Source organism: Gilliamella sp. CG16 (genome assembly GCF_046635785.1).
Classification (GTDB): Bacteria; Pseudomonadota; Gammaproteobacteria; order Enterobacterales; family Orbaceae; genus Gilliamella; species Gilliamella apicola_I.
On sequence record NZ_JBIDFL010000006.1, the window covers coordinates 1 to 23,239 of the forward strand.

The 23,239-nt window shown below is 35.4% G+C and carries 18 protein-coding genes; 10 read left to right on the forward strand and 8 right to left on the reverse strand.

Translation table 11 applies throughout. The features are described from left to right. Window positions 1–490 precede the first annotated feature (490 nt). The gene (locus ACGH47_RS07375) at window positions 491–2,083 is read left to right on the forward strand and encodes an ABC-F family ATPase (RefSeq protein WP_267359707.1); all 1,593 of its coding nucleotides are present in this window, start codon (window positions 491–493) and stop codon (window positions 2,081–2,083) included. Window positions 2,084–2,168: 85 nt separating this feature from the next. On the opposite strand, the gene ACGH47_RS07380 is transcribed toward ACGH47_RS07375, so the two are convergent. Together ACGH47_RS07380 and ACGH47_RS07385 are read right to left on the reverse strand one after the other, a co-directional pair. Beyond that, window positions 2,169–2,504: a YggL family protein gene (locus ACGH47_RS07380; protein WP_220217244.1), complete on the reverse strand. Its 336-nt coding sequence runs from the start codon at window positions 2,502–2,504 to the stop codon at window positions 2,169–2,171. A gap of 17 nt (window positions 2,505–2,521) precedes the next feature. Further along, complete coding sequence (locus ACGH47_RS07385; RefSeq protein WP_411623085.1) at window positions 2,522–3,844, reverse strand: DEAD/DEAH box helicase; 1,323 nt, start codon at window positions 3,842–3,844, stop codon at window positions 2,522–2,524. A 295-nt stretch (window positions 3,845–4,139) separates the two neighbouring features. On the opposite strand from ACGH47_RS07385, the gene nikA reads away from it, so the two are divergent. From nikA to ACGH47_RS07420, 7 genes are all read left to right on the forward strand, one after another. Beyond that, a complete protein-coding gene (nikA, locus tag ACGH47_RS07390; protein WP_411623086.1) occupies window positions 4,140–5,705 on the forward strand; it encodes a nickel ABC transporter substrate-binding protein in 1,566 nt (521 codons plus the stop codon). 24 nt (window positions 5,706–5,729) lie between these two features. Next, complete coding sequence (opp1B, locus tag ACGH47_RS07395) at window positions 5,730–6,674, forward strand: nickel/cobalt ABC transporter permease (protein WP_220217247.1); 945 nt, start codon at window positions 5,730–5,732, stop codon at window positions 6,672–6,674. Continuing rightward, window positions 6,671–7,504, forward strand: coding sequence for a nickel/cobalt ABC transporter permease (gene opp1C / locus ACGH47_RS07400; protein ID WP_411623087.1), 834 nt, complete (start codon window positions 6,671–6,673; stop codon window positions 7,502–7,504). The genes opp1B and opp1C overlap by 4 nt, the downstream gene beginning before the upstream one ends. Further along, window positions 7,497–8,363, forward strand: a complete 867-nt coding sequence (locus ACGH47_RS07405) for an ABC transporter ATP-binding protein (RefSeq protein ID WP_294827413.1) — start codon at window positions 7,497–7,499, stop codon at window positions 8,361–8,363. Before opp1C ends, ACGH47_RS07405 begins: the two co-directional genes overlap by 8 nt. Next, window positions 8,364–9,143: an ABC transporter ATP-binding protein gene (locus ACGH47_RS07410; RefSeq protein WP_411623088.1), complete on the forward strand. Its 780-nt coding sequence runs from the start codon at window positions 8,364–8,366 to the stop codon at window positions 9,141–9,143. 3 nt (window positions 9,144–9,146) lie between these two features. Further along, a complete protein-coding gene (locus tag ACGH47_RS07415) occupies window positions 9,147–10,472 on the forward strand; it encodes an MATE family efflux transporter (RefSeq protein WP_411623089.1) in 1,326 nt (441 codons plus the stop codon). Window positions 10,473–10,623: 151 nt separating this feature from the next. After that, the gene (locus tag ACGH47_RS07420) at window positions 10,624–11,367 is read left to right on the forward strand and encodes an SDR family NAD(P)-dependent oxidoreductase (RefSeq protein WP_411623090.1); all 744 of its coding nucleotides are present in this window, start codon (window positions 10,624–10,626) and stop codon (window positions 11,365–11,367) included. Between the two features lie 67 nt (window positions 11,368–11,434). Here the strand turns inward: ACGH47_RS07420 and ACGH47_RS07425 are convergent, their stop codons facing one another. Both ACGH47_RS07425 and ACGH47_RS07430 read right to left on the reverse strand, forming a co-directional pair. Further along, a complete protein-coding gene (locus tag ACGH47_RS07425) occupies window positions 11,435–13,774 on the reverse strand; it encodes a TonB-dependent hemoglobin/transferrin/lactoferrin family receptor (RefSeq protein ID WP_411623092.1) in 2,340 nt (779 codons plus the stop codon). A gap of 479 nt (window positions 13,775–14,253) precedes the next feature. Next, window positions 14,254–16,167, reverse strand: coding sequence for an enterotoxin (locus ACGH47_RS07430; protein WP_411623093.1), 1,914 nt, complete (start codon window positions 16,165–16,167; stop codon window positions 14,254–14,256). Between the two features lie 604 nt (window positions 16,168–16,771). On the opposite strand from ACGH47_RS07430, the gene ACGH47_RS07435 reads away from it, so the two are divergent. Beyond that, window positions 16,772–17,722, forward strand: coding sequence for an arsenic resistance protein (locus tag ACGH47_RS07435; RefSeq protein WP_411623094.1), 951 nt, complete (start codon window positions 16,772–16,774; stop codon window positions 17,720–17,722). A 40-nt stretch (window positions 17,723–17,762) separates the two neighbouring features. Here ACGH47_RS07435 and ACGH47_RS07440 read toward each other — a convergent pair whose 3' ends face one another. From ACGH47_RS07440 to ACGH47_RS07455, 4 genes are all read right to left on the reverse strand, one after another. Beyond that, on the reverse strand, window positions 17,763–18,668 hold the full coding sequence (locus ACGH47_RS07440; protein WP_411623095.1) for an endonuclease/exonuclease/phosphatase family protein: 906 nt from the start codon (window positions 18,666–18,668) through the stop codon (window positions 17,763–17,765). Between the two features lie 185 nt (window positions 18,669–18,853). After that, window positions 18,854–19,765 carry an endonuclease/exonuclease/phosphatase family protein gene (locus ACGH47_RS07445; protein ID WP_411596614.1) on the reverse strand — a complete coding sequence of 304 codons (912 nt, stop codon included), beginning with the start codon at window positions 19,763–19,765 and terminating at the stop codon, window positions 18,854–18,856. A 282-nt stretch (window positions 19,766–20,047) separates the two neighbouring features. Then, complete coding sequence (locus ACGH47_RS07450) at window positions 20,048–20,977, reverse strand: hypothetical protein (RefSeq protein ID WP_411623096.1); 930 nt, start codon at window positions 20,975–20,977, stop codon at window positions 20,048–20,050. 417 nt (window positions 20,978–21,394) lie between these two features. Next, window positions 21,395–22,219 (reverse strand): MetQ/NlpA family ABC transporter substrate-binding protein, encoded by an 825-nt coding sequence (locus ACGH47_RS07455; RefSeq protein WP_411623098.1) that lies wholly within the window; start codon window positions 22,217–22,219, stop codon window positions 21,395–21,397. Between the two features lie 242 nt (window positions 22,220–22,461). Between ACGH47_RS07455 and ACGH47_RS07460 the strand changes: the two genes are divergently transcribed. Next, window positions 22,462–23,235, forward strand: coding sequence for an RHS repeat domain-containing protein (locus ACGH47_RS07460; protein WP_267350857.1), 774 nt, complete (start codon window positions 22,462–22,464; stop codon window positions 23,233–23,235). Window positions 23,236–23,239: the final 4 nt, after the last annotated feature.

Consider the following 23,239-nt stretch of genomic DNA (forward strand, 5'->3'; position numbering starts at 1 on the left):
ATAAATTTGTCTAAATGAGCTTTCATGACTATTTCCATTCATACTTTTTATTATGCAAATTGTACTATCTAAACTTTTGTTATCGGTACAAAAACTTTCTTATTATTTTAAAATAAAATTAACATTTATTTAACTATATTTTTTAAATAACTTAGATTGATAATCAGTTTAATAATTAAAATGACAGTTTTTTGCAAGATCTACAAGTTATTTTTATAAAAATAACAAATTAAATTATATGGATAAGTCGATTTTGAAATGAATGATTCTTGTAATTTTAGAGGAAAAAAGTCACATAAAATCAGCTTAATATCTTTAATAATCTTTCATAAATGTTTTCATTTTGTTTCTAAATTAGCATCAATATCAAAGATCCTCAAAAGGTTTAAACTATGGCATAATGTGCGTTAAATCACATTTTTTTAACTTTAACTTATAAGGTATTAAAAGCATCAAGTTAAAGCTTTAATCATTTAGAGAGTAGAGATCAGTGTTAAGTACAAATAACATCACCATGCAATTTGGTAGTAAACCGCTATTTGAAAATATTTCGGTTAAATTTGGGAACGGCAATCGTTATGGGCTTATTGGCGCCAATGGTAGCGGTAAGTCAACATTTATGAAGATCATTGGTGGCGATTTGGTGCCAACTTCGGGTAATGTGGCGTTAGATCCTCATGAAAGATTAGGTAAATTACGTCAAGATCAGTTCGCTTTTGAATCCTTTACCGTGTTAGATACGGTGATTATGGGGCATACTGAGTTGTGGGAAATCAAGCAAGAACGTGATCGGATCTATTCTTTACCGGAAATGAGTGAAGAAGATGGTTTTAAAGTGGCTGATTTAGAAACCCAATACGCCGAAATGGATGGTTATAGTGCCGAGTCTCGTGCTGGCGAACTATTGCTAGGGGTCGGCATTCCCATTGAACAGCATTATGGTCTAATGAGTGAAATTGCCCCTGGTTGGAAGCTACGTGTGTTATTAGCCCAAGCGCTCTTTTCGAATCCCGATATTTTATTACTGGACGAGCCAACCAATAACTTAGATATTGATACCATCCGTTGGTTAGAAGATACGCTTAATGAGCGTGAAAGTACCATGATTATTATTTCGCATGATCGCCATTTTTTGAATATGGTTTGTACCCATATGGCAGATCTTGATTATGGTGAATTGCGTATTTATCCGGGTAATTACGATGATTATATGACGGCATCAACACAAGCCCGAGAGCGTTTATTAGCGGATAACGCTAAGAAGAAAGCGCAAATCAGTGAACTGCAATCTTTTGTTAGTCGTTTTAGTGCCAATGCATCGAAGTCTAAACAAGCGACATCTCGAGCCAGACAGATTGAGAAAATTAAACTGGAGGAAGTGAAAGCATCTAGCCGTCAAAATCCATTTATACGCTTTGAGCAAGATAAAAAATTGTTCCGTAATGCCTTGGTCGTTGAGAATTTAACCAAAGGCTTTGATAATGGTCCTTTGTTTAATAATCTTAATTTAATGGTTGAAGTCGGCGAGAAGGTCGCCATTTTAGGTACCAATGGGATTGGTAAAACAACCTTGATTAAAACCTTAATGGGAGAACTAACGCCAGAGCAAGGCGAGATTAAATGGTCAGAAAATGCTAATATCGGTTACTATGCTCAAGATCATGAATACGAATTTGATGAAGAATTAACCGTGTTCGATTGGATGAGCCAATGGAAGCAACCTACTGATGATGAACAAGCTGTACGAAGTGTTTTAGGTCGCTTATTATTTTCGCAAGATGATATTAAGAAGAAGGTTAAAGTGCTGTCGGGTGGTGAAAAAGGACGGATGTTATTTGGTAAATTGATGATGCAAAAACCCAATATCATTGTCATGGACGAACCGACTAACCATTTAGATATGGAATCGATCGAGTCGCTCAATATGGCGCTTGAACTTTATCAAGGTACCCTATTTTTTGTTTCGCATGACCGTGAGTTTGTTAGTTCGCTAGCGACTCGTATTGTCGAAATTACGCCAGAAAAAGTAATTGATTATACCGGTAATTATGAAGATTATTTACGTAGTCAAGGAATCGAATAATTAGTTAAATGAATTGCAAACAAATAGCCACAATTGTGGCTATTGAATTATTAAGCTAACTTAATCAAATATGGTTTAAAATCGATTAGAAATCTAATTCATCCCACCAAATATCAATTAACGGGCTGACTTTGATATTTTTTAAACCATGACTTTCCAACCATTTTGTCACAATGTCCCGATGCGCTTCGGTACAATTGCCGAGTTTTTGAGTACAGACAATGCCTTTCCAATTTAGATACCCACTGCCTTCATATGCTAAACCATTTGGTTGGATAGCTTCGAGAATGAATTGATCAACAATGTTATCTAAGGTTTCTTCACTTGTTCCTTCGTCAAAAGACCAACTGACAGTAAAACCTAACTCTTTAAACTCTTCAATATGTAATTTTTTACGTAAACGTCGACTGCGATTTACCATGATAATATCCTTCTATTTTAATGAGTATGACTTTGTTTATTATTTGTGTTAGCGTGTTTTTTTGTTCGGTTAACACCACCACGCTTATTGTGTTGATTAGACCGATTTTGCGTGATGTGATCGTTTTTCGATAGCCGTTTTTTAGGTGAAGATTTTGTTTTCGGCTCAGCTTTAATGGTTGGGTCAACAGCAAAACCATCGGTATGGATTTCGGGTATTGGTTTTTTGATTAACTTTTCAATGGCTTTTAATTGTGGCAGTTCGTCAATACAGACTAACGAAATCGCCTGCCCTTGATTTTGCGCTCGCCCTGTTCGACCAATTCGATGCACGTAATCTTCAGCAACCTGCGGTAATTCATAATTAACTACATAAGGCAATAGTTCAATATCCAATCCTCTGGCTGCAATGTCGGTGGCAACTAATGCCCGAATTTGTCCGGTTTTAAAATCGGCTAAGGCTTTGGTGCGGGCGCCTTGGCTTTTGTTACCATGAATAGCTGAAGCTTTAATTCCGTCTTTAGTGAGTTGCTCAGCTAAATGGTTAGCGCCGTACTTAGTGCGAGTAAAAATTAGTACTTGTTGCCACTGATTTTTACCAATTAAGTATGACAGTAATTCCCGTTTACGACGTTTATCTACTCGATGAACATATTGGGTAATTTGTGTTGATGTACTGTTGGTTCTGGCGACAGCAACCGTTTCAGGGGAATGTAAAATCGTTTCCGCTAGTGTTTTTATCTCATCTGAAAAGGTTGCCGAAAACATTAAATTTTGACGTTTTTTAGGTAATTTTGCTATCACTCGCCGTATATCATGAATAAAACCCATATCTAACATGCGATCGGCTTCGTCTAAAACCAGCATTTTAACCGTTGCAAGATCAACTGCATTTTGGTGGACTAAATCGAGTAACCGTCCGGGTGTAGCGATCAGAATATCCACACCACCACGCAACTTCATCATTTGGGGATTAATGCTTACGCCACCAAATACCACTAATGAACGAATTGCTAAATGACGGCTGTAATCACGGATGTTTTCACCAATTTGCGCAGCAAGTTCACGAGTTGGCGCTAAAATTAACGCATAAAGGGGGCGTTTCTTCTTTTTTGTTTCGGGGCGATTTGCCGTTTTGGCTTGTTGTTCAATCAGCTTTTGCAAAATTGGCAAACCAAAACCTGCCGTTTTACCAGTGCCCGTTTGTGCACTTGCCATAAGGTCTTTTCCCGATAAGATCACCGGAATGGCTTGCTGTTGAATGGGGGTAGGCTGAGTGTAGTGTTGTTCTTGTAGTGCTTTTAAAATCTTGGCATCTAAACCAAGAGAGTCAAATGACATGAAATGTTTCCTAAATAAACAAAAATTAAATTTTCGTTAGTTATTATAAAGCAATTCTATTACTTTTGTTTGATTATTTATTATCCCTGTTAATCAGATTGCGATGAAATCGTTCTGTTAAGATTTGTTTTAACAAAATTTCGTAAGTTTTTTGCTAAAAAATAGACTAGATGATATTTATTATCATTTGCATTTGTGCTACTATTCTTGCGCTAAAAATCGTTGTATTTACGACATTTTTGACACTATTTCCATCAATGATTTTTTTTAAAAACTTTTGCATAACGGATTGCCCATGATAGTACATTTCAACCGCACCAAAAAATGGTTAATGGTTTTCGCATTAGCCTCAGCTAGCCTTAATTGTTTCGCTAAAGATGATATCACTTTTGCTAACTTTCGCGATATTCGTGATCTTAACCCTCACCTCTATTCTGGTGAGATGTGGGCTCAAAATATGCTGTATGAATCTTTAGTCCATTATAACGAAGATGGCTCTTTTTCACCTTGGCTCGCGGAAAGCTGGACAATCAGTAATGAAGGAAAAACCTATACGTTCAAACTTCGACAAGATGTGACATTTAGCGACGGTACTAAATTCGATGCGCATAGCGCTAAATTAAATTGGGATGCCGTACTTTCAAATAAAGATCGTCATACTTGGCTTGAAATGGTGCGTTTAATTACCGATATTAAAGCGCTTGATGATTATACCCTACAAGTCAATCTGTCTGAACCTTACTATCCATTTTTGATTGAGATTGCCGTCACCCGCCCTATGCGTTTTATATCGCCTAATGCCATGAAAAATGGTGAAACCAAAAATGGCGTTAATTCTTATATTGGTACGGGGCCTTATGTGTTAAGTGATCATAAAAAAGATCAGTATGCCATTTTTACAGCCAATCCCACTTATTGGGGGAACAAACCGCAACTTAAAACCGTAACTATGAAGGTGATTGCGGATAATCAAAGCCGTTTGATGGCACTTGAAAAAGGTGAAATCGATCTGATTTATGGCAAAAATATGGTGGATGCCGATTCTTTCGAGCGTTTTTCGAAAATGGATAAGTTTCAGACATTGATGTCTAAACCTGTTTCAAGCCGTATCGTGTTGATGAATACGACTCGCCCGGCATTGAGTGATGTTAATGTGCGTCAGGCAATTGAGCATATTATTAATAAAAATGATATTTCAGAAGGAATTTTTAATCACAGTGAAGCACCGGCTGATACTCTAATGGCGACCAATATCCCTTATGCCAATATTGGATTAAAACCTTATCAATACGATACTAAATTAGCACAACAACTTTTGGATAAAGCAGGTTGGACAAAAGCCAACGGTCAACAATATCGCCAAAAAGACGGCAAACCGTTCGAAATCACACTGTATTATGATAGTAATACTGCTTCACAAAAAACCATCGCCCAATATATGCAAGATGAATTTGAACAAGTTGGATTAAAACTGAATATTCATGGTGAAGAAGAACAAGGCTATCGTGACCGCCAAAAAGCCGGTGATTTTGATATGGTATTCGATATTTCTTGGGGTACGCCTTATGATCCGCAATCCTTTTTATCCGGTATGAAATTACCAGTATATGGGGATTATATGGCTCAACAAGGCTTAAAAGAAAAGCCTCAAATTGATGCCAGCATTAGCAAAGCATTGATTTCAACGGACGAGCAAGAACGCCAAGCCCTATATCGTTATGTGCTTGAGACATTGCATAAACAAGCGGTCTATATTCCTTTAACTTATGAACGCAATCGAGCTATTGCTATTAAATCTCTTAAAGGCATTGAGTTTGCTCCATCACAATTTGATATTCCTTTTGAGAAAATGCACTATTAATTGCGTTATAGTTAGTTAGTCATAATGTTACATTATATTTTTAAACGTTTATTGATGATGATACCGATTTTGATCGGTATCTCGTTCATTGCCTTTTTGCTGATCAACCTTGCCCCTTCTGATCCTGCTGAAGTTGCTTTACGCTTAAATGAGATTATGCCAACGCCTGTAGCCATCGAAAGTATGCGCCAAGAGCTGGGGTTAAATGAGCCCTTTTGGTCTCGATATTTTAGTTGGTTATATCATGCTTTTCATCTGGATTTTGGACGTTCATTCGTTCATCGGGATCGATTAGTTTGGGATGAAATGATTCGTTGTTTAACCCCAACTTTACTTTTGGCAGTGTCATCATTTGTTCTTACTTTATTCGTTAGCTTAGTACTAGGCGTGTTATGTGCTATTTTTGCTAACTCAGTCTTCGATCATGTTGTTCGAATCCTCATTTTTATTGGTACCGCCATGCCTAGTTATTGGCTTGGTTTGCTGTGTATTTGGTTTTTTGCTAATTATTTAGATCTGTTACCAACAAATGGTTATGGCACATGGCAAAATCTTATTTTACCGACAATAACTTTATCTTTTGTTTATATTGCGACTTATATTCGCTTTATTCGTAATAATATGCTGGAAAATATGCAGAATTACTTTGTATTTTATGCACGTAGTCGAGGATTAAAGGAACGGGCGATTATTTTAAAACATGTCTTAGTTAATTCATTACATACCACCATTACCGCACTGGGTATGACAATTCCACAATTGATTGCCGGTTCGTTTGTTGTGGAATATATCTTTTCATGGCCGGGACTTGGGCGCTTATGTATAGCCGCTATCATGAATCGGGACTATCCTGTTATTCAAGCTTATATTTTAGTTATGGCGATTTTATTTGTCGTGTGTAATTTTATTGTTGATGTGGTGCATCAATGGCTGGATCCTCGATTACAAAATAGTGGGGATTTAGCATGAGTTTAACAAGACAGTTGATGAAAAATAAAATGGCATTATGCTGTTTGATGATCATCTCCATCATCATTCTTTTGGGTATTTTTGCGCCCTATATTGCCCCATTTGATCCAAATAAAGTTCGTATTGTCCGCAAATATGCCAGTATCTCAGCTGAACATTGGCTAGGCTGTGATCATTTAGGTCGAGATATCTTTTCTCGTTTACTTTATGGAATCCGTTCGACTCTCTTTTTATCCTTATTAACCATGACAATTACCATTATCGTCGGTTCAATCATCGGGCTAATTTCAGGTTACCAACGAGGCAAACTTGATGAAGTTATTATGCGCCTTTGCGATATTATGCTCTCCTTCCCTAGTCAAGTCATGATTTTAGCGATTGTCGGAGTGCTAGGTGTGGGGATTGAAAACGTGATTATTGCTAATATCGTGGTGAAATGGGCATGGTACAGCCGAATGATCCGCAGTTCAGTGATTAAATACAGTCGAAAAAATTATATTTTATTTTCACGTGCCATTGGTGCACCAAACAGCTTTATTATTCGCCGTCATTTGTTACCTAATATTATGTCGGAATTAGTGGTGTTAGCCACGCTCGATACAGGCTGGGTCATTTTGAATATTTCGGCGCTCTCTTTTATTGGATTGGGCGTGCAAGCACCAACTGCCGAATGGGGATTAATGCTTAGTGAAGCCAAGAATGTAATGATTCAACATCCAATGCAAATGGTCTATCCGGGGATAGCTATTTTAGTTGTCGTGGCGGCTTTTAATCTATTAGGTGACTGTTTGCGAGATATTTTAGATCCGAAGGAAAAAACACATGTGTAACCCCCTGTTAGAGGTTAAAAATCTCACGGTTAACCTTGATAATGGTCAAACGTTATTGGATAACATTTCGTTTAATGTTGAACATCACCAATGCGTAGGCATTGTCGGCGAAAGTGGTAGTGGTAAAAGTTTAACCAGTAAAGCGATCATGGGGTTATTAGAACCCTATTTTAAAGTCGAAGGTCAAATCCTTTTTAATCCTAGACAACCTCAGTTAAATCGACAAGTGAAAGGCGATCTTTTAACCCAATCAGCTGACACACTGCGTCAGATTCGGGGTAACACTATCGCGATCATTTTACAGCATCCAATGAGTGCTTTCGATCCGCTTTATCGTATCGGCAAACAAGTCATCGAAACATTACAAGCACACCTTCCCTTAAGCAAAAAGGATGCCGTTGCCAAAACACTAACCATGATTAAAGAAATCGGTTTAAACGATCCCAAACAGATTTATAATAAGTATCCTCATCAATTGAGTGGTGGAATGTTACAAAGAATCATGATCGGTATTGCATTAATGCTAAAACCCGAATTGATCATTGCTGATGAACCGACAACCGCTTTAGATTCGATTAGTCAGTTCCATATTTTGAAAATGTTTGAACAAATCAAGCAGCAATCAACTACCGCCATGATTTTTATTTCACACGATTTAGGCGTGATTCATCATATTGCCGATCATATTGTTGTCATGCAACAAGGTAAAATTGTTGAACAAGGCTGTCGAGATCAAATCTTTTACCATGCTGAAAATGATTACACCCGTTATCTAATCAGCGCGCGCAAACAGTTATTAGCTAAATTTGATTCGGTGGTTTATCCTAAAATGTTTATTCCGACATTGGAGAGTGCTTAAATGTCTGCATTATTGCAAGTTGAACAGGTAAGCAAATCCTTTTTACAACCTCATCAAGGTCTGTTTAGTCGCAAGAAGAACATGGTCATTAATGATGTTTCTTTCTCGTTAAAACAGGGCGAATGTCTGGGTATTATTGGCGAAAGTGGCAGTGGCAAAAGCACACTTGGAAAGCTTATTTTAGGTTTAGAAAAACCCGATACGGGTAAGATCCTATTTAACGGGCAAGATATTGCGAAACGAGCATGGAAATGCTCATCACAGCGACGTAATATTAGCGCTGTATTTCAAGATTATAATGCCTCGGTAAATCCTTATTTTACGGCTGCTAATATTATTGCTGAACCCCTTGATATTTACGAAAAGTTATCATCGACAGCACGAAAAAAACGAATAGATCAATTATTGGAACAAGTTGGATTAGATCATTCATTCTGTCAGCGGTTTGCTCATGAAATGAGTGGCGGTCAATTGCAACGAATTTGCATAGCCAGAGCGATCGCCTGTCATCCGCAATTTATTTTGTTTGATGAAGCAGTCAGTTCGTTAGATATTTCTGTTCAAACGCAGATTTTATCGTTATTGGCTGATTTACAAAAACAGTTAAATTTAACCAGTATTTTTATTACTCATGATTTAACCACGATTACGTATTTGTGTAATCGAGTGATGTTTTTTTATCAAGGAAGAATTGTAGAACAGGTTGACGATATTGCCCAATTGAGTAATGTCCGTCATGATTATTCCAAACAGCTTCTTGACTCTATATTAGGTTTTTAATCTATGACAACACAATCCGCCGTTAATAAACGTTATCGTTTTAACGATTATTTAGCATTGGTTATCCCTTTTATTATTTCAACTATTACAACCCCATTATTGGGCGTAGTTGATACTGCGTTGGTCGGTCATCTACCCAATCCTGCTTTTATTGCAGGCATTGCCGTTGGTGCGGTGATCTTTAATACCATTTATTGGTTATTTGGTTTTTTACGTGTGAGTACTACCGGATTTGCGGCACAAGCATTAGATGATCCTCTATTACTGCGTTCTTCGTTAATTCGCCCCCTGTTTATTGCGATTGTTTTAGGCATTTTATTTATTGTTTTTCAGCAATTTATTTTCGGTGCTTCAATGCAAATCATCAAGCCGAATCAAGAAGTTAGGCATTACGCAGATATCTATTTTTCGATCCTAATTTGGGGAGCCCCGTTTGTACTGATTAACTATGTGCTGGTTGGTTGGTTAATGGGGATGTCCAAAATAAAAGCTGTGCTGTTTTTGCAAGTGTTGATTAATTTACTCAATATTATTATGGCGGTCATTTTTGTTTGGGGCTTTCATTGGGATATTCAAGGCGTGGCATTTGCAACACTCAGTGCGCAAGTGATTTGTACGTTGTTAGGGATCGGGTTTATTGGTCGCTATTTACCCCAATCACAACAAAAAACGGATTTGAAATCGATTCTATCGTGGCAGTCATTAAAAGGGGTAATTTTAGTTAACACTAATTTAATGATTCGAACTATTTGCCTGTTAGTTGTGACAAATCATTTTATTTCGATTGGTTCAAGTTTTAGTACTGAAGTGTTGGCAGCCAATGCGGTACTGTTTCAAATCCATTACTTAATGGCGTATTTATTTGATGGCTTTGCTAATGCGTCAAGTGTCTTTAGTGGTAAAGCTAAAGGCACGCAAAATATGGCGTTATACCAACAAACCTTGCGTTGGTCACTACAAGCGTGTGTGATTTGTCCGGTAATATTAATTGCAATCTGGTTTGCTTTTGACACCACGATAATCCGATTATTAACCAATCAAAATGACATCATTAATCTTTGTCTACAATACCATTATTGGTTAGTTATTTTTCCGGTTGTGGTTGCTGGCGGATTGATCTATTACGGGGTGTTTTCAGGCATCAGTTATACATCTTCTATTCGTGATTCCATGATCCTTGCCCTTTTACTTTGGTTAATCGCTCAATCTATTTTTGTACCAATATGGGGTAATAATGGTTTGTGGTTTTCCTATATTTTATTTAGTTTAGGACGCACACTCTTTTTAGTGATTTGGATTAATCGTTCGAAACGATATCTTATGCGTTGATTTAACCAAACCAGCAGTAAATAGATTTCATTCTATTTACTGTTCGATCTAGAATTTTGTAAATTGTTTTACTTTTTGCAATCAAATTTCTATTTCAATTCAACTCTTATATAATCATCTGTAATGTGAGTCAAAACAGGAATTAAATTCGATGAATAAAGGAAACAAAACCGTTATTGTGACTGGTGCTTCAAGTGGAATTGGTTTTGCGTTAGCGAAAGCCTATCTTGAGCGAGGTTTCAATGTCGTTGCCAATGGTCGAGATAAAGCTCGTTTAGAACAAGCATCGATTAAATTAGGCGAACCTGATAATTTATTACTTGTAGCTGGGGACATTGCAAAGCCGCAAACGGCAGAATTGCTTTTTTCACACGCTATTGCAAGATTTGGTAAAGTCGATATTTTAGTGAATAATGCAGGCATATTTATATCTAAACCCGCCGTTGAGTATACACAAGATGATTTAAACACCCTAATTGATACTAACCTTAAAGGATTTTTCTACCCTGCTCAGACAGCTGCTAAACATATGATAGCCAATCAGTCAGGGCATATCATTAATATTACTGCTGCCATTGCTATGCAACCTAATTTGACTGTACCGGCTTTGTTACCGATTATGATCAAAGGCGGTATTAATAGTGCCATTAAAGGTTTAGCATTGGAATTAGCATCAAGCCATGTTATGGTTAACGGTATTGCACCTGGCATTATTGAGACCCCAATGCATCCTACCGATCCCCAAGTTCAAGCAGTGTTAAAATCTATGGCTCCTGTCAATCGGATTGGGCAGGTTCAAGATATTATCAATGCCGTCATGTATTTAACGGATTCTAATTTTGTTACCGGTACAATTATGGTCGTTGATGGTGGCTCAACGGCAGGCAAATGGTAGATAGATTCAGCACTGATGACTTATTGAAACTGCCAGTAAACTGGCAGTATTCACATTTAAATGAAGTTTAGAATCGGTATGAAACACTCGCTTTAAAGTTTCGGGCGAGTCCATAGGTGTTTTCGCCTAAATAAAGTCGATAATCTTTATTAAATAGATTATCAACGGTTAGCTTAATTTCGGCTTTAGGCAGAAAAGTCGGTTGCCAACTTGCAAAAAGATTATGTATTGAATACCCCGACGATCGCCCTAATCCATAAGCGCCCAGATCATTTAATCCGTCATGATTTCTATCTTCTAATCCTGTGCGATCTTGTTTTCGTACAAATTGGGCATTCCACCCTGCTCTCACATTCCAGTCCGGAATTTTAAACCCCGTTGTTAATGTTGCGGTGCGTGGTGCAATCGTTGCGACATAGGTCTTATGATGCATCCATGGTGCTTGTGGTGCTGTATCTCGTTCTCCTTTTTGGATTGAGTAGGTCACACTTGCAAACCAATATTTGCTGTCATAAAACGTTTCAAGTTCAAAACCTTTGACAATCATTTTACCCGGAATATTACGATAATTTGCCTGCCCAAGCGGACACGCTTTGCCTGGACCGCATATTGATCCATTGAATCCTCGAGTAACAAAAATCTCATCGGTGACACGCTGTCTAAATAACGTGCTACGAACTTGTAACTTATCATTTTCGAGTATTAAATTATTAAAATCGAGAATATTCCCAATTCGAATTGATAAATTCCGCTCTTTTTTCAAATGACGGCTGGTTGCCGAAATTTTACCGCTTCCTCCATTTTTAGGAGTGAACTGGACTTCATAGCTTTCATCAATTGTTGGCGCTTGCCATGCATAACTGATGTCCCCAAAAAATCCGACATTTTGGGTGGTTTGCCAATAGGATCCAAAGCGTGGTGTCCAACCTGAATAGGTCACGGGTGAATAGTCATGACCATAACGAGGATCGGGATCGTTATACGCTGAAGCATAATTCTTTTTACCGTGATTTCGGACATAATCATATCGAAGGCTGGGTGATAAGACAAAATCACTAATCGAAAGTTCATCTTGAATATAAAAACTATAAGTTTGCTGTTTACCAGAAGGCATGTAAGCCGGTTGGAAATAACCATTGTGATAATTTGGCTTTTTAGCATAGTTTTTGTAATACATTAACGTATCACGATCATGTAGATGTGCTTGTAATCCAATTTTTAATGCATTATCGATAGCGCCGGTGTTAAAAATACTGACATTTTCAAGTGCGATAGTTTTATCGGTATAGCTAACCCAACTTTCGTTACCCATTGTCCCTAATGAAGCCACCGGATTGTATTTATTAGGACGAGTATCATGTTGTTTGGTTTTGGAATAAGTGGTGTGTAACGTCAAATTAATTAACGGATTATAAGTTGGCTGATAATTCCATTTAAATTGGGCGGATTCATCTTGTTGATCACGTTTTACCAATTTTCTTAACCAAGCTGCTTTATATCCATATTTTTTAATTTGTGCAGCGGTTGGAGGTGTCATTTTTTCGACATATTTGGCAGCCCAAGGTTGCCATGAATCTCGTTTTGAACGTATACCTGATAGAGTAAAAGTGTGTTCTTCATTAGGTCTAAAATTGAGTTTCGCCATGTAGGAATCCATGTCATCTTCTGAAAACTCAAATCTTGAGCCATCGGGGCGTTTAAAATTACCGCTGTCTCGGTTGGTGTAATAAATAAGACCATCAAACATGTCATCTTGTGTTCTACCATAAACTGCACCAGTCACCATATTCTGATGATTGTTTGAATGAAAACTGTATTTGATTAATGCGCCAAGGTATTGATTGGGGTCAAGCAGATCAATCGCATCTTTAGTCTCCATTTTTATCACGCCACCAAAGCCGCCATTCCCAAACTTCACATCGTGTGGACCTTTGTTAACTTCAACTTGTTTAAGAAGTTCTGGTTCAACAAAAATCGATCCTTGTTGATATTTTTGGAATCCTTTTTGTGCACCATCTACAATAATTTTGACATCTTCAACTTTACCAAAACCCCATATATTTAAGGTTTGCCCCCCTGGCCTAACTGAACCGGCAGCACTCACACCGGGTAAAGTATTGAGCAATTCGGCAACATTATCGGATTGTTTTTGTTCTATTAGCCCTGATGAAAGTGTTGATCGTCCCGCAATAACACTATTTATTTTTTTTAATTCATCTTGCGTTGATGAGCCGGCAATGACAGTAATCACATCGTCTATATCGTCACGATTAACCATATTGTTCTTCGTTAATGGTTTATTCGGTTCATCAATATTTTGCTTTGTATCTTTATCTTCAAACACAGACTCAGCTTGTGAAGAAAAACTCATAAAGAGTAATAAGATACTTACCTTTTTATAACTCATGTTTCATTCCTTCATAAAAAACAATTAAATCATTTAACACATCTCTAAATTTAACCTTACAAATAATAATGATAATCATTATCAAATATAGGTTTGGCAAGTATATTGGGTTTGTCAAAAAATAGACAGAAAAATATGTATAAATTTTGGTTGAAAACGTTAACAAAATTATTTTTATTTAACGGTTAAAACAACCTAGTGTTTTCATGTTTATTATCAAAATAAAGCAACGAAATGGAGAGTGATGTTAAAAACGTTGTATCGATTTGATGTTAATTTTCAGGTTCCCTATCAGATAAGCAGGAAACCTGAATGAAAAAATTATATCAGTTCAAAATGAGCTTTTTTACTATTGTAAATAGTTTCATTAGATTATTTTTTGTTCCATTCGTTTTAAGCCCGTTTTAAACTTTGACATTTCAAACGACTATTTTGAGCTTAATTTTATGCCTTGTATTTGCAGACAAGGCATATTGTAATTATTGTGGAATTAGCGACATGACAACTGTTTCGAAAGGCTCAAGAGTGATTAATGCCGTTTTATCCACACTCGTTGGTTTTTGCGCATAAGATTCACTGTGATAATCAATGTTGATTTTAAAATGTGAACTTGCCTTTGCCGGCAACTCTAAATCATTTTGTAAATCAAGATAATAAATTTGCGGTTTATCTGACGGATTGCGTAAAGTAATAATGGATTTATCTTGCGTCCATCCCGCCCAACCATATACCCCTAATTTTGTGGGATCTTTACCAATCCAATGGGTATCGAATAACACGTTTTGGTTATCTCTTGCCCAATTAGCAGCCGATGCTAACGTATCCCAATTGTTTGTTGTCATCAGTTCAGGCGTAATGTACATTTCTTGTAATTGCGTTCCTGTTGCAAAGTAACTCCAAACTTGATCAGCAAAGTCATTTTCGGTTTCTTGTTGCAAATGTTTTGCTTGTTTTGCGTATACAATACCATGCAGCATAAGTGAATTTAATGGAAACAAGGGACCTTTTAAAACAATAGAACGATACGTTTCCGCATCACGATAAGTTAACCACTGTTGAACTTTACTACCGGGTCCATAATAATTGACATCATCGCCACCTCGCCAGATAGAGTCGGCATAAAATAACCAAGACGGCGTCGCTTGTGTACCGGTTGTTAGATTAATATATAAATGATCATTAGCTTTACGCATACCTTGGATCAAATGAATCGCAGCATCAAAATCACTGGTAAATTGGCTGCCGGCGATCACTTTATCTGCATTACCTGTTCCATCGAGTTTGAACATGGTAATGTTCTGATTTTGGATTAATTCTAAAATTCGTTTATGAAAATTAGCATAGTAATTAGGGCCTGATAAGGCGAGTTTGCCATCCATGGTTTCATAACCCAGTTTTAATGCATTGGCAACACGAGTATCACGTGGTTTATTGTATCCACCCCAAGGTGACAACCAAATACCCAGCGCGGCGTGATATTTTTCTGATGCGGTTTTTAATTTTTTAAATTCACTCGGAAAATTATCACCAAATCCCCAGTTACCCGTTAAATTATCCCAACCATCATCAAACAGATAACCATCTAGGGTAACATGACGTTTTTCAACTAATTCTTTACCATATTGTTCGATTCGTAACAGGGCTTCCTTTTCAGTATAGGGATTAAAAAATCCGATATCTAGCCAAGAATTATAATGTAAGTACGGGCTATATGGTCGCTGGCGAACTTGATTAAGAAATTCATTTACATGGCGTCTTAATTGCCCTTTTTCATAAGTACCAATATAGGTTTTGTAACTCAAGGTATGATTGACTTGTAACGGGATCGCTTGCGGAATTTTTTGCAACACACCACCTTCATAGGCAACGGTATTGGTTAATGGATTTTCGGGAATGATAAAAAAGGTATCACTAATAATCGGCGAACTGACAACAGAGCCGTAAACAAATGGCGCTTGAGAACGAAACGGCATTAAAGAAACGTCTGACATTGAAAGTGCCTGTTTTTTAGGGGTGATTTGCAGTTCATAACTGGCAAAATGTTTATCATCATTGAGAATCAATAGGGTTTGAATCGCAATATCATGACCACTGAAATTTAAATAAATTTGATTGTCTTTTTGTTGTAAATTATCTAAGTGGAAATCTTTATCGGTCAATCTTTGCCCCGAATTTAGTGTGATCTCAAATAGCGTATTAACAGTGATTGAATCATTAGTTACGGGATTAGTAATATTAAACGATGTGACGTTTTGTTGATTGCCACTATCAGATAGCGTGATTTGGGTATGCTGCCCTGTTAATTGATATTCTTTAGCCCACACCGCATCAACAGACAAACCCAATGCGCTGAGTAACCCAATTGTGATCCAATTTTTGACATACGTTTTCATTACGACCTCCTGATTGATAAAAATTCGACAAAAAAATTGACCGAAATATGAATATCAGTATAGGTATTTGAGTGATGCTAAATTGTGATCTTGATTGCAGATTACAGGTGGATTGAAATTCTTAAAAAAAGCTTTTATTTGTCTCAAAATGAAAAGCTAATTTGGCTTCATGTTGAATTGCGATGCCATTTTTTTTCCTAAAATAGAGATAAGATTGTTTGTACCGAGTTCAACAATGAAAGATCGCTGATAATTAGATAGCGAATTTGCTTTTATTATCTGATGTGACAAAGATCGCATTTTTGATAAATGCTTGCCAATTTGAATGCGTAGTTCAACAAAAATTCATTTGTTGTCAACGCTATAATGATTTTAAGTGATAAATTTAAGCAAAATAGTGATATGGATAATAAATCCAAGGTATCTTCCATTTAGATGCTGTCAATAAATTAGCTATTTGAACTAAATAATTAATCAAATAATTTGAATTGAATCGAAATACAATGATAACTGTTTGTATCTATTGGCATGAATATTACATTCTTTGAATTTGTTGATTTCTGATATGCTATCTGTTCGTTATTGCTTAATGAATAATGACACTATGCAACAAATCAAAGATAACTTAGAAAAAAATCAGATAGCTATTTATTTTTCTGTGGTGATGATAGCTATTGGTCTGGTATTTTGTTTAGACAACACCTCAATATTCGACATGTTTATCAATCCAGTATTAGCATTCATGTTGTTTGTTACTTTCTTACAAGTTCCTGTGACTAAGATTAAACAGTTTTGGTCTTATAAGCGATTTATGTTGGCATTACTTATAACAAATTTTGTTATTATACCTGTTGGGGTTGGATTATTAGCGCTATTTCTACCTTCCGAACCTTTCTTTAGACTGGGCGTATTACTTGTGTTACTTGCCCCTTGTATTGATTATGTTGTCACTTTTTCTCATCTTGGACGCGCAGATGCCCGTTTATTATTGATGGCAACACCTTTATTATTGTTGTTACAAATGTTTTTTCTGCCTGTTTACTTAACTTTTATGATTGGCGAACAGGTCAACCAGCTCATTCACCTCCAACCCTTTATCCATGCTTTTATTTGGTTAATGGTCATTCCTTTCTGTTTAGCTACCTTAATGCAAGTCTGGGCTGTACGAAATCACACAGGCAAAAAAATGATATATGGGTTAAATATATTACCCGTTCCAGCCACGGCATTAACGCTTTTTATCGTTATTTTGGCAGTTCTACCTCAGCTGAAAGGTAATTTATCAGTCGTAGTATCCGTTATTCCATTTTATATAATTTTTGCTATTGTCGCCCCTTTAGTTGGATGGTTAGTTGGTCGGTGTTTTCATGTTTCCGTCGCAGGAAGTCGAGCGATAGCTTTTAGTGCCGGTACTCGAAATGCGCTAGTCATTTTACCTTTAGCGTTAGCCATACCTAATGCAATACCTATTTTACCGGCAATCATCGTAACACAAACACTTATCGAATTAATCAGCGAGCTAGTTTATGTTTATATTATTGCTAAACTAAAATGAATGCTTAAAAGACAATGGGCTAAATGCCCATTTCCATTTTTTATTGCTCAATCAATTTTAATTTAGCGATCACTGGAATATGGTCGCTTACAAGTGGCCATTTGATACCATTCCACTCATTGCCATCATTGGGAATAATGAATTGCTCAACTTGCCATATTTGATTTCGACTTGTAAAAATATGATCTAAATCTAATCCAGGATTTCCTGCTGGCCAAGTGCGAGTATCGACATTTTCTTGTTTTACCAAAGTCCAGTATTTTTCAAGCTCTTTAATGACTCTATCATTTTTAACAGAATTAAAATCGCCTAATAAGACCATAATTCCAGATACTAAATTTGGAAATTCATCATCTAAGTCCAGATCATCAAACACAATACTATTAATAAAACGTGCTTGTGACATTCTTACCTCATCTTCTTCATGCCAATCAAAATGAGTATTAAACACATAAATTGGCGAATCAAAGCCCGGCACATTAATTTGACTTAACATCAGGGATCTTTGTTCAAAATCACCAGAGGGTAACAAAAAAGTTTTACTTTTTACTATTGGATATTTAGACAATATGGCATTACCGTAATTACCGCCTTTCATGTCCGTTGCTTTGCCAAACAGATAGTACATGCCCGTTTTTTCTGCTATTACTTTTGCTTGATCTAAGCCATCACTGCGTGTGGTATTTTGATCGACTTCTTCAAGAGTTATGATATCCGCATCCATTGCTTTAATCGCGTTAGCAACTAAATCTAAATTAACCTTATGCTTTCTAAGCCCGCCTGCAATGTTGAAATTTGCAATGGTAATTTCTGGTTGATCTTTACCGGTATACACTTTATTGGGCGAATGTTGATATTGTGATATCACTAAATCTTCTGTTGCCAATGCATATGAAAATAACGAAAACAAACTTACTATAGTCAGTACTAAACAATTTTTCTTCATATCTTTATCCTACAACTTTTTTGATTTCATCAATTCGAGTTAGATTATTCGATGATCTTTTTGATATTAATTGAATTTAAATGGACATGTTGCGATCACAATCACAACTTAATGATTATCATTGGAAAATACTGTCATATAAAAATGACTGATAAAAGCCATGCAGTGATACATGGCTTTCACTATTATGGTTGTGATGATTTATTTTTAATGATCATTTGTACAGGATAATGATCAGAGTAATTATCCGTAAAATCGTCTTTTAAGACTTTAACCTCAATAACGTCGTTTTTTAATGGGGGGGATATATAAATATAATCATAACGCAGCGGTGTTGAAGCTTGATCGTAAAATACTTTGGTTGGTGCTGTCGCAATAAATTCTTTATTTGTAATTTTCAATGCATCAATAAACCCTGCATCCAATAAATTTTGTTGAACGGTATAACTTAATTGTCCATTAACAAGATTTTCTAATATCGGTCTTTGTTTCTGTTTTTCTTTGATATCGTTTAACAGATTACTTTTATCGTAGGTTTCTTTATCCGCAGGTGAAAAAGAGTTTAAATCACCAGCAATAATCCATTTACCATTTGGATCACGGCTATATTTGATAGAATCGATAATTAAGTTCATTTCATCAATTCTTTTTTCTGTCCAAAATGGATTCATATGGGTAATAACAAAATGATAATTGCCAATATCAGCATACAGCGCACCATGCCATAGATTATCCACGACTTTATCAACATTGACTATAGGATATTTTGACGTTATGGCGACAGGGAAAAAAGCGGCATCATCAGGTTTTTCTTTCAATAATACCGCATATTTATGTCCATAACTTGCGGCAAATTTTTCAAGCTTTTCACGAGTAAAAAAATTCATTTCTTGCCAGGCAATAATATCGGCATCTTGTGCTTTTGCCCATTCGATAAATTTCTGTTTTCCGTCTGTTTCGTCTAATTTCATACCATTATAGACATTGTAACTAATGATTTTAAGGTCTTTCACATCGTCAATTGAAGCAAAAACAGTTGAAGTACTTAGGATAAAACTACTGATAATGGCTGCTAATTTTAATTTCCTTTTAATCATAATGATATACCTTTCTTTAATTAAGATTGGTTATTAGTATGAGGTTGATTGAGGTTTAAAAAAATATTTTTTTCTGATTTTTGTGATGTATATCAATATATTTTTATCTAGGTTAGTGTTTTTTATGACGAATCAGTCAGCAATCAACGAAGTATTCCTTATAAAAATAGATTTTTTATTGATTATTGTTTGAAAATTAAGACATAAAATGAGTAAAAATTATTTTATGCCTTAACACAAAAAAGACGAAGTTTAATGCTTATATCAACACTTCAATTCCTTTTATTCTTGCAAGATAACAAAATTCAAATCGCTAATTGATTCAAGTGCTTCAGCAATATCATTTAATGCTTCACTATAACCATCACAATTTTTGAAAGCTTCGGTGTTGGCATCGATTATTGTTGATTTAAAATCTTTATAACCTTCACTAAAATCACTTCCTGTTAAGGTTAAAATTTGCTGCCAATTATTGAGTTTTGCTTGAATATCATTACGTCCTTGTTCACAAGCGATAGAATTTAAAGCAATATCAGGAATAGAAAACGTCGGTAATTTGTTTAATTCAGGTGTACGTTCAACAAAACTTACTCTATCTAAAGGTATATCATAATCATCTAATTCTTCTACATATTCTGGCGCAATTTTCCAAAACTCCGCTTCCCGGTATATTTTTTTTATCGTCGAGAATTTGGTAGAGTCCCTGATCGTTATTTTCTCTGGTACAGGTTTGTCAAGATCATATTTCCACCAATATTCGCTTTGATCAATAAATAAGTCATTGGTCACACTAAGAGGTAACTCTATTTCCTTTACCTTTCCATCATACATTATTGATACAGTGGTCATACTTGATTTTTTGGACATTAGCAGCATACCATAATCAGCAGGTTTCATTTTTTCGTCGATAAAATAGAAGTTCATTATTACGTAATTATTTAATGTTGGATTAATGATATTAAGTTCATTCTTTCGATTGGGTTTTACCAGAATATTTAAAGTTTCTTGGTTATAAACTAGAGTATGTTTACCAAATTCAAAAGAGTAAGCGATCTTTGAAACTGGAGGAATAACGTGTTCAGTTCCATCAATGGTTACTTTTATTTCGTTCGAAGTTGGATTATCGATCATAGTTTGAATTTTACTTGGTACAAAACAGCCGACTAAAGCCAAACTGCAAACAACAATTAAAAAATATTTAATTTTAGTCATTACTTTTATTTCATTTTATCTTTTTTGGGGATTGCGATTTTACCACAATCATATATAAACACCACGCAAAAAATTACAAACATTTCATTTATAATCAATAAGATAAATAAATTAAAAAAAGAAAAAATTGTAAATATTGGAATGAATATTCTTAATAAAAAATGAAAAAAATTTTTTTAAATTTAAATAATGTTAAGTGAAAAAAATAACGATTTGTTTAATAGACCCTAATGTCACTTTATAACCCTAAAAAACTTAACATAGCATGATTAGCTGTTATTTAATGCGTTGAAAATAACTTTAAAGCAAAATGAAGTGAAGGTAAATTTCAAATGCTGATAAGATTAAATGATTAGATTTTATAATAAAACCAATATCTTTTATCCACCTAAAGATATTGGTTGTTTTTTAACTATCCTATTTTGGCCAAATAAATCGACCTTTAGCGTCCGGATCTTCTTCAATAAATTTTTTAAGTTTATCGGATTGGTAAAGTTGCTTAACGTCATTTGCCCATGCCGTGTTGAGATCTTCTTTTTTAACGACAACCATTAGCTCTAAATTGGGCGATAATTCTTCTTGAATTAATATATTATCAGCTGGCACTTTACTCAACCATGCCACACCGCCTGGCATAATTGCGTAATCAACTTCGCCAAGTACTCGCGGAATAATTTCTGATAAAAGCGTTTTAAATTTTAAATTATAGCTGTTTTCTATAATATCATTTAAGGTGATTATGCCTGATTGTGTGTCTGGTTTAAGCTTGATCCACCCTATTTTTTGTAACAACAATAATGATCGAGAAGTATTGGAAGGATCATTCGGGATTGCAATGATTTGATTGGATGCAATATCATTGATTGAATGATGTTTCTGTGAAAATAGAGCGGCAGATATGGAAGGAATGTGTACTAAAGAGACAAGGTCGTTATGGGTCTCTTTGTTATAGACGTCAAGATAATCTTGATGCTGTGCAGCATTCATATCAATACTCCCTTCAACCAGCGCGGTATTGGCATCCCGCAAAGAACTAAAATTGATCAATTTGACGCTGTAGCCTTTTTTTTCTAATTCGGGCTTAACCACTCGCTCCATTAAAATGTTGTGCATACTAGGGGGTAATCCAACTATGATCTCTTTTTTGTCTGATTGTTTTATGTCTTTGCTTTTGTCTGTGTCACAACCTATCAACACGAGCCCCAATAATATTAAGGTAGGTAAATATAAATATTTTTTCATTATCATTCCTTCTGGATTGTGTTTGCAATATTTACAAAATATAACTCTTTGTTAATGTGTGTTATTTTTATAACGATAGGATATTTAGGATTATAATTATCAAGCTTTCAATTTGATAATACTTAAAGTTTATATCATTATTCGATTAAGATATATAAATTTTCTGTTTAATCGCTGATCTATTTGTGGTTAAATATATTCGTCATTCAGGACGTTCAAATAAATATAAAGGATTAAAAAGCATGAAAATATATATAATCCCCCTCATCTATAGTTGCTTACTATTGACTTTGTTAGGATGTGATAATAAGCAAAGCGATTCTAAAATCATCATCAATAATTATATTAATAATGGTCAATATGATGTTGCTCCTCACTCAAAACTGATTAAAAAGCAGCGGTTTGAAGGAAGTTATTTTGGTACGATTGAAACGAACGCAGATGGTTTGATCACCTTTTACAATTTGAACGATAAAAAAGTCTATTTTGATTATCAGCAGTCACAATATATGATCAAAAATCAGGAACTTTCAAAATACAAAATTAATGTTGATGATAAACAAAACATTGTTTCGATAACTGACTCATCCGGCAACGAAGTTATCCGCTCAACCTATGACGAACAAGGACGAGTTGTGAAACTTGAAAACAGCATTATTGGTGGTTCCAATTATCTATTTATTAATCAAATTACTTATAAAAATGAATTAGTTGTTGAAAGAGACTATGAAATTTTTGATAAAACAGATGAAGCAAATATCGTTCCACTTTACCTCAATAAAAAGCAATACTTTTATAATGCAGAGAAGCAGCTCATTAATAGCGTCGAACATGCTTTTATTGCTCAAAATGGTCAATATGAAAGCAATGAACACAATCAATTAATCCCCACAGAGCAATTAAACTGCGTTTACGATGATCCTAACCAGTATGGTGATTGGACAAAATTATATTGTTTAAACGAACAAGAAGAAACAAAGCGATTTATTTTACGCTCTTTCGAATACTATGACTAATGAA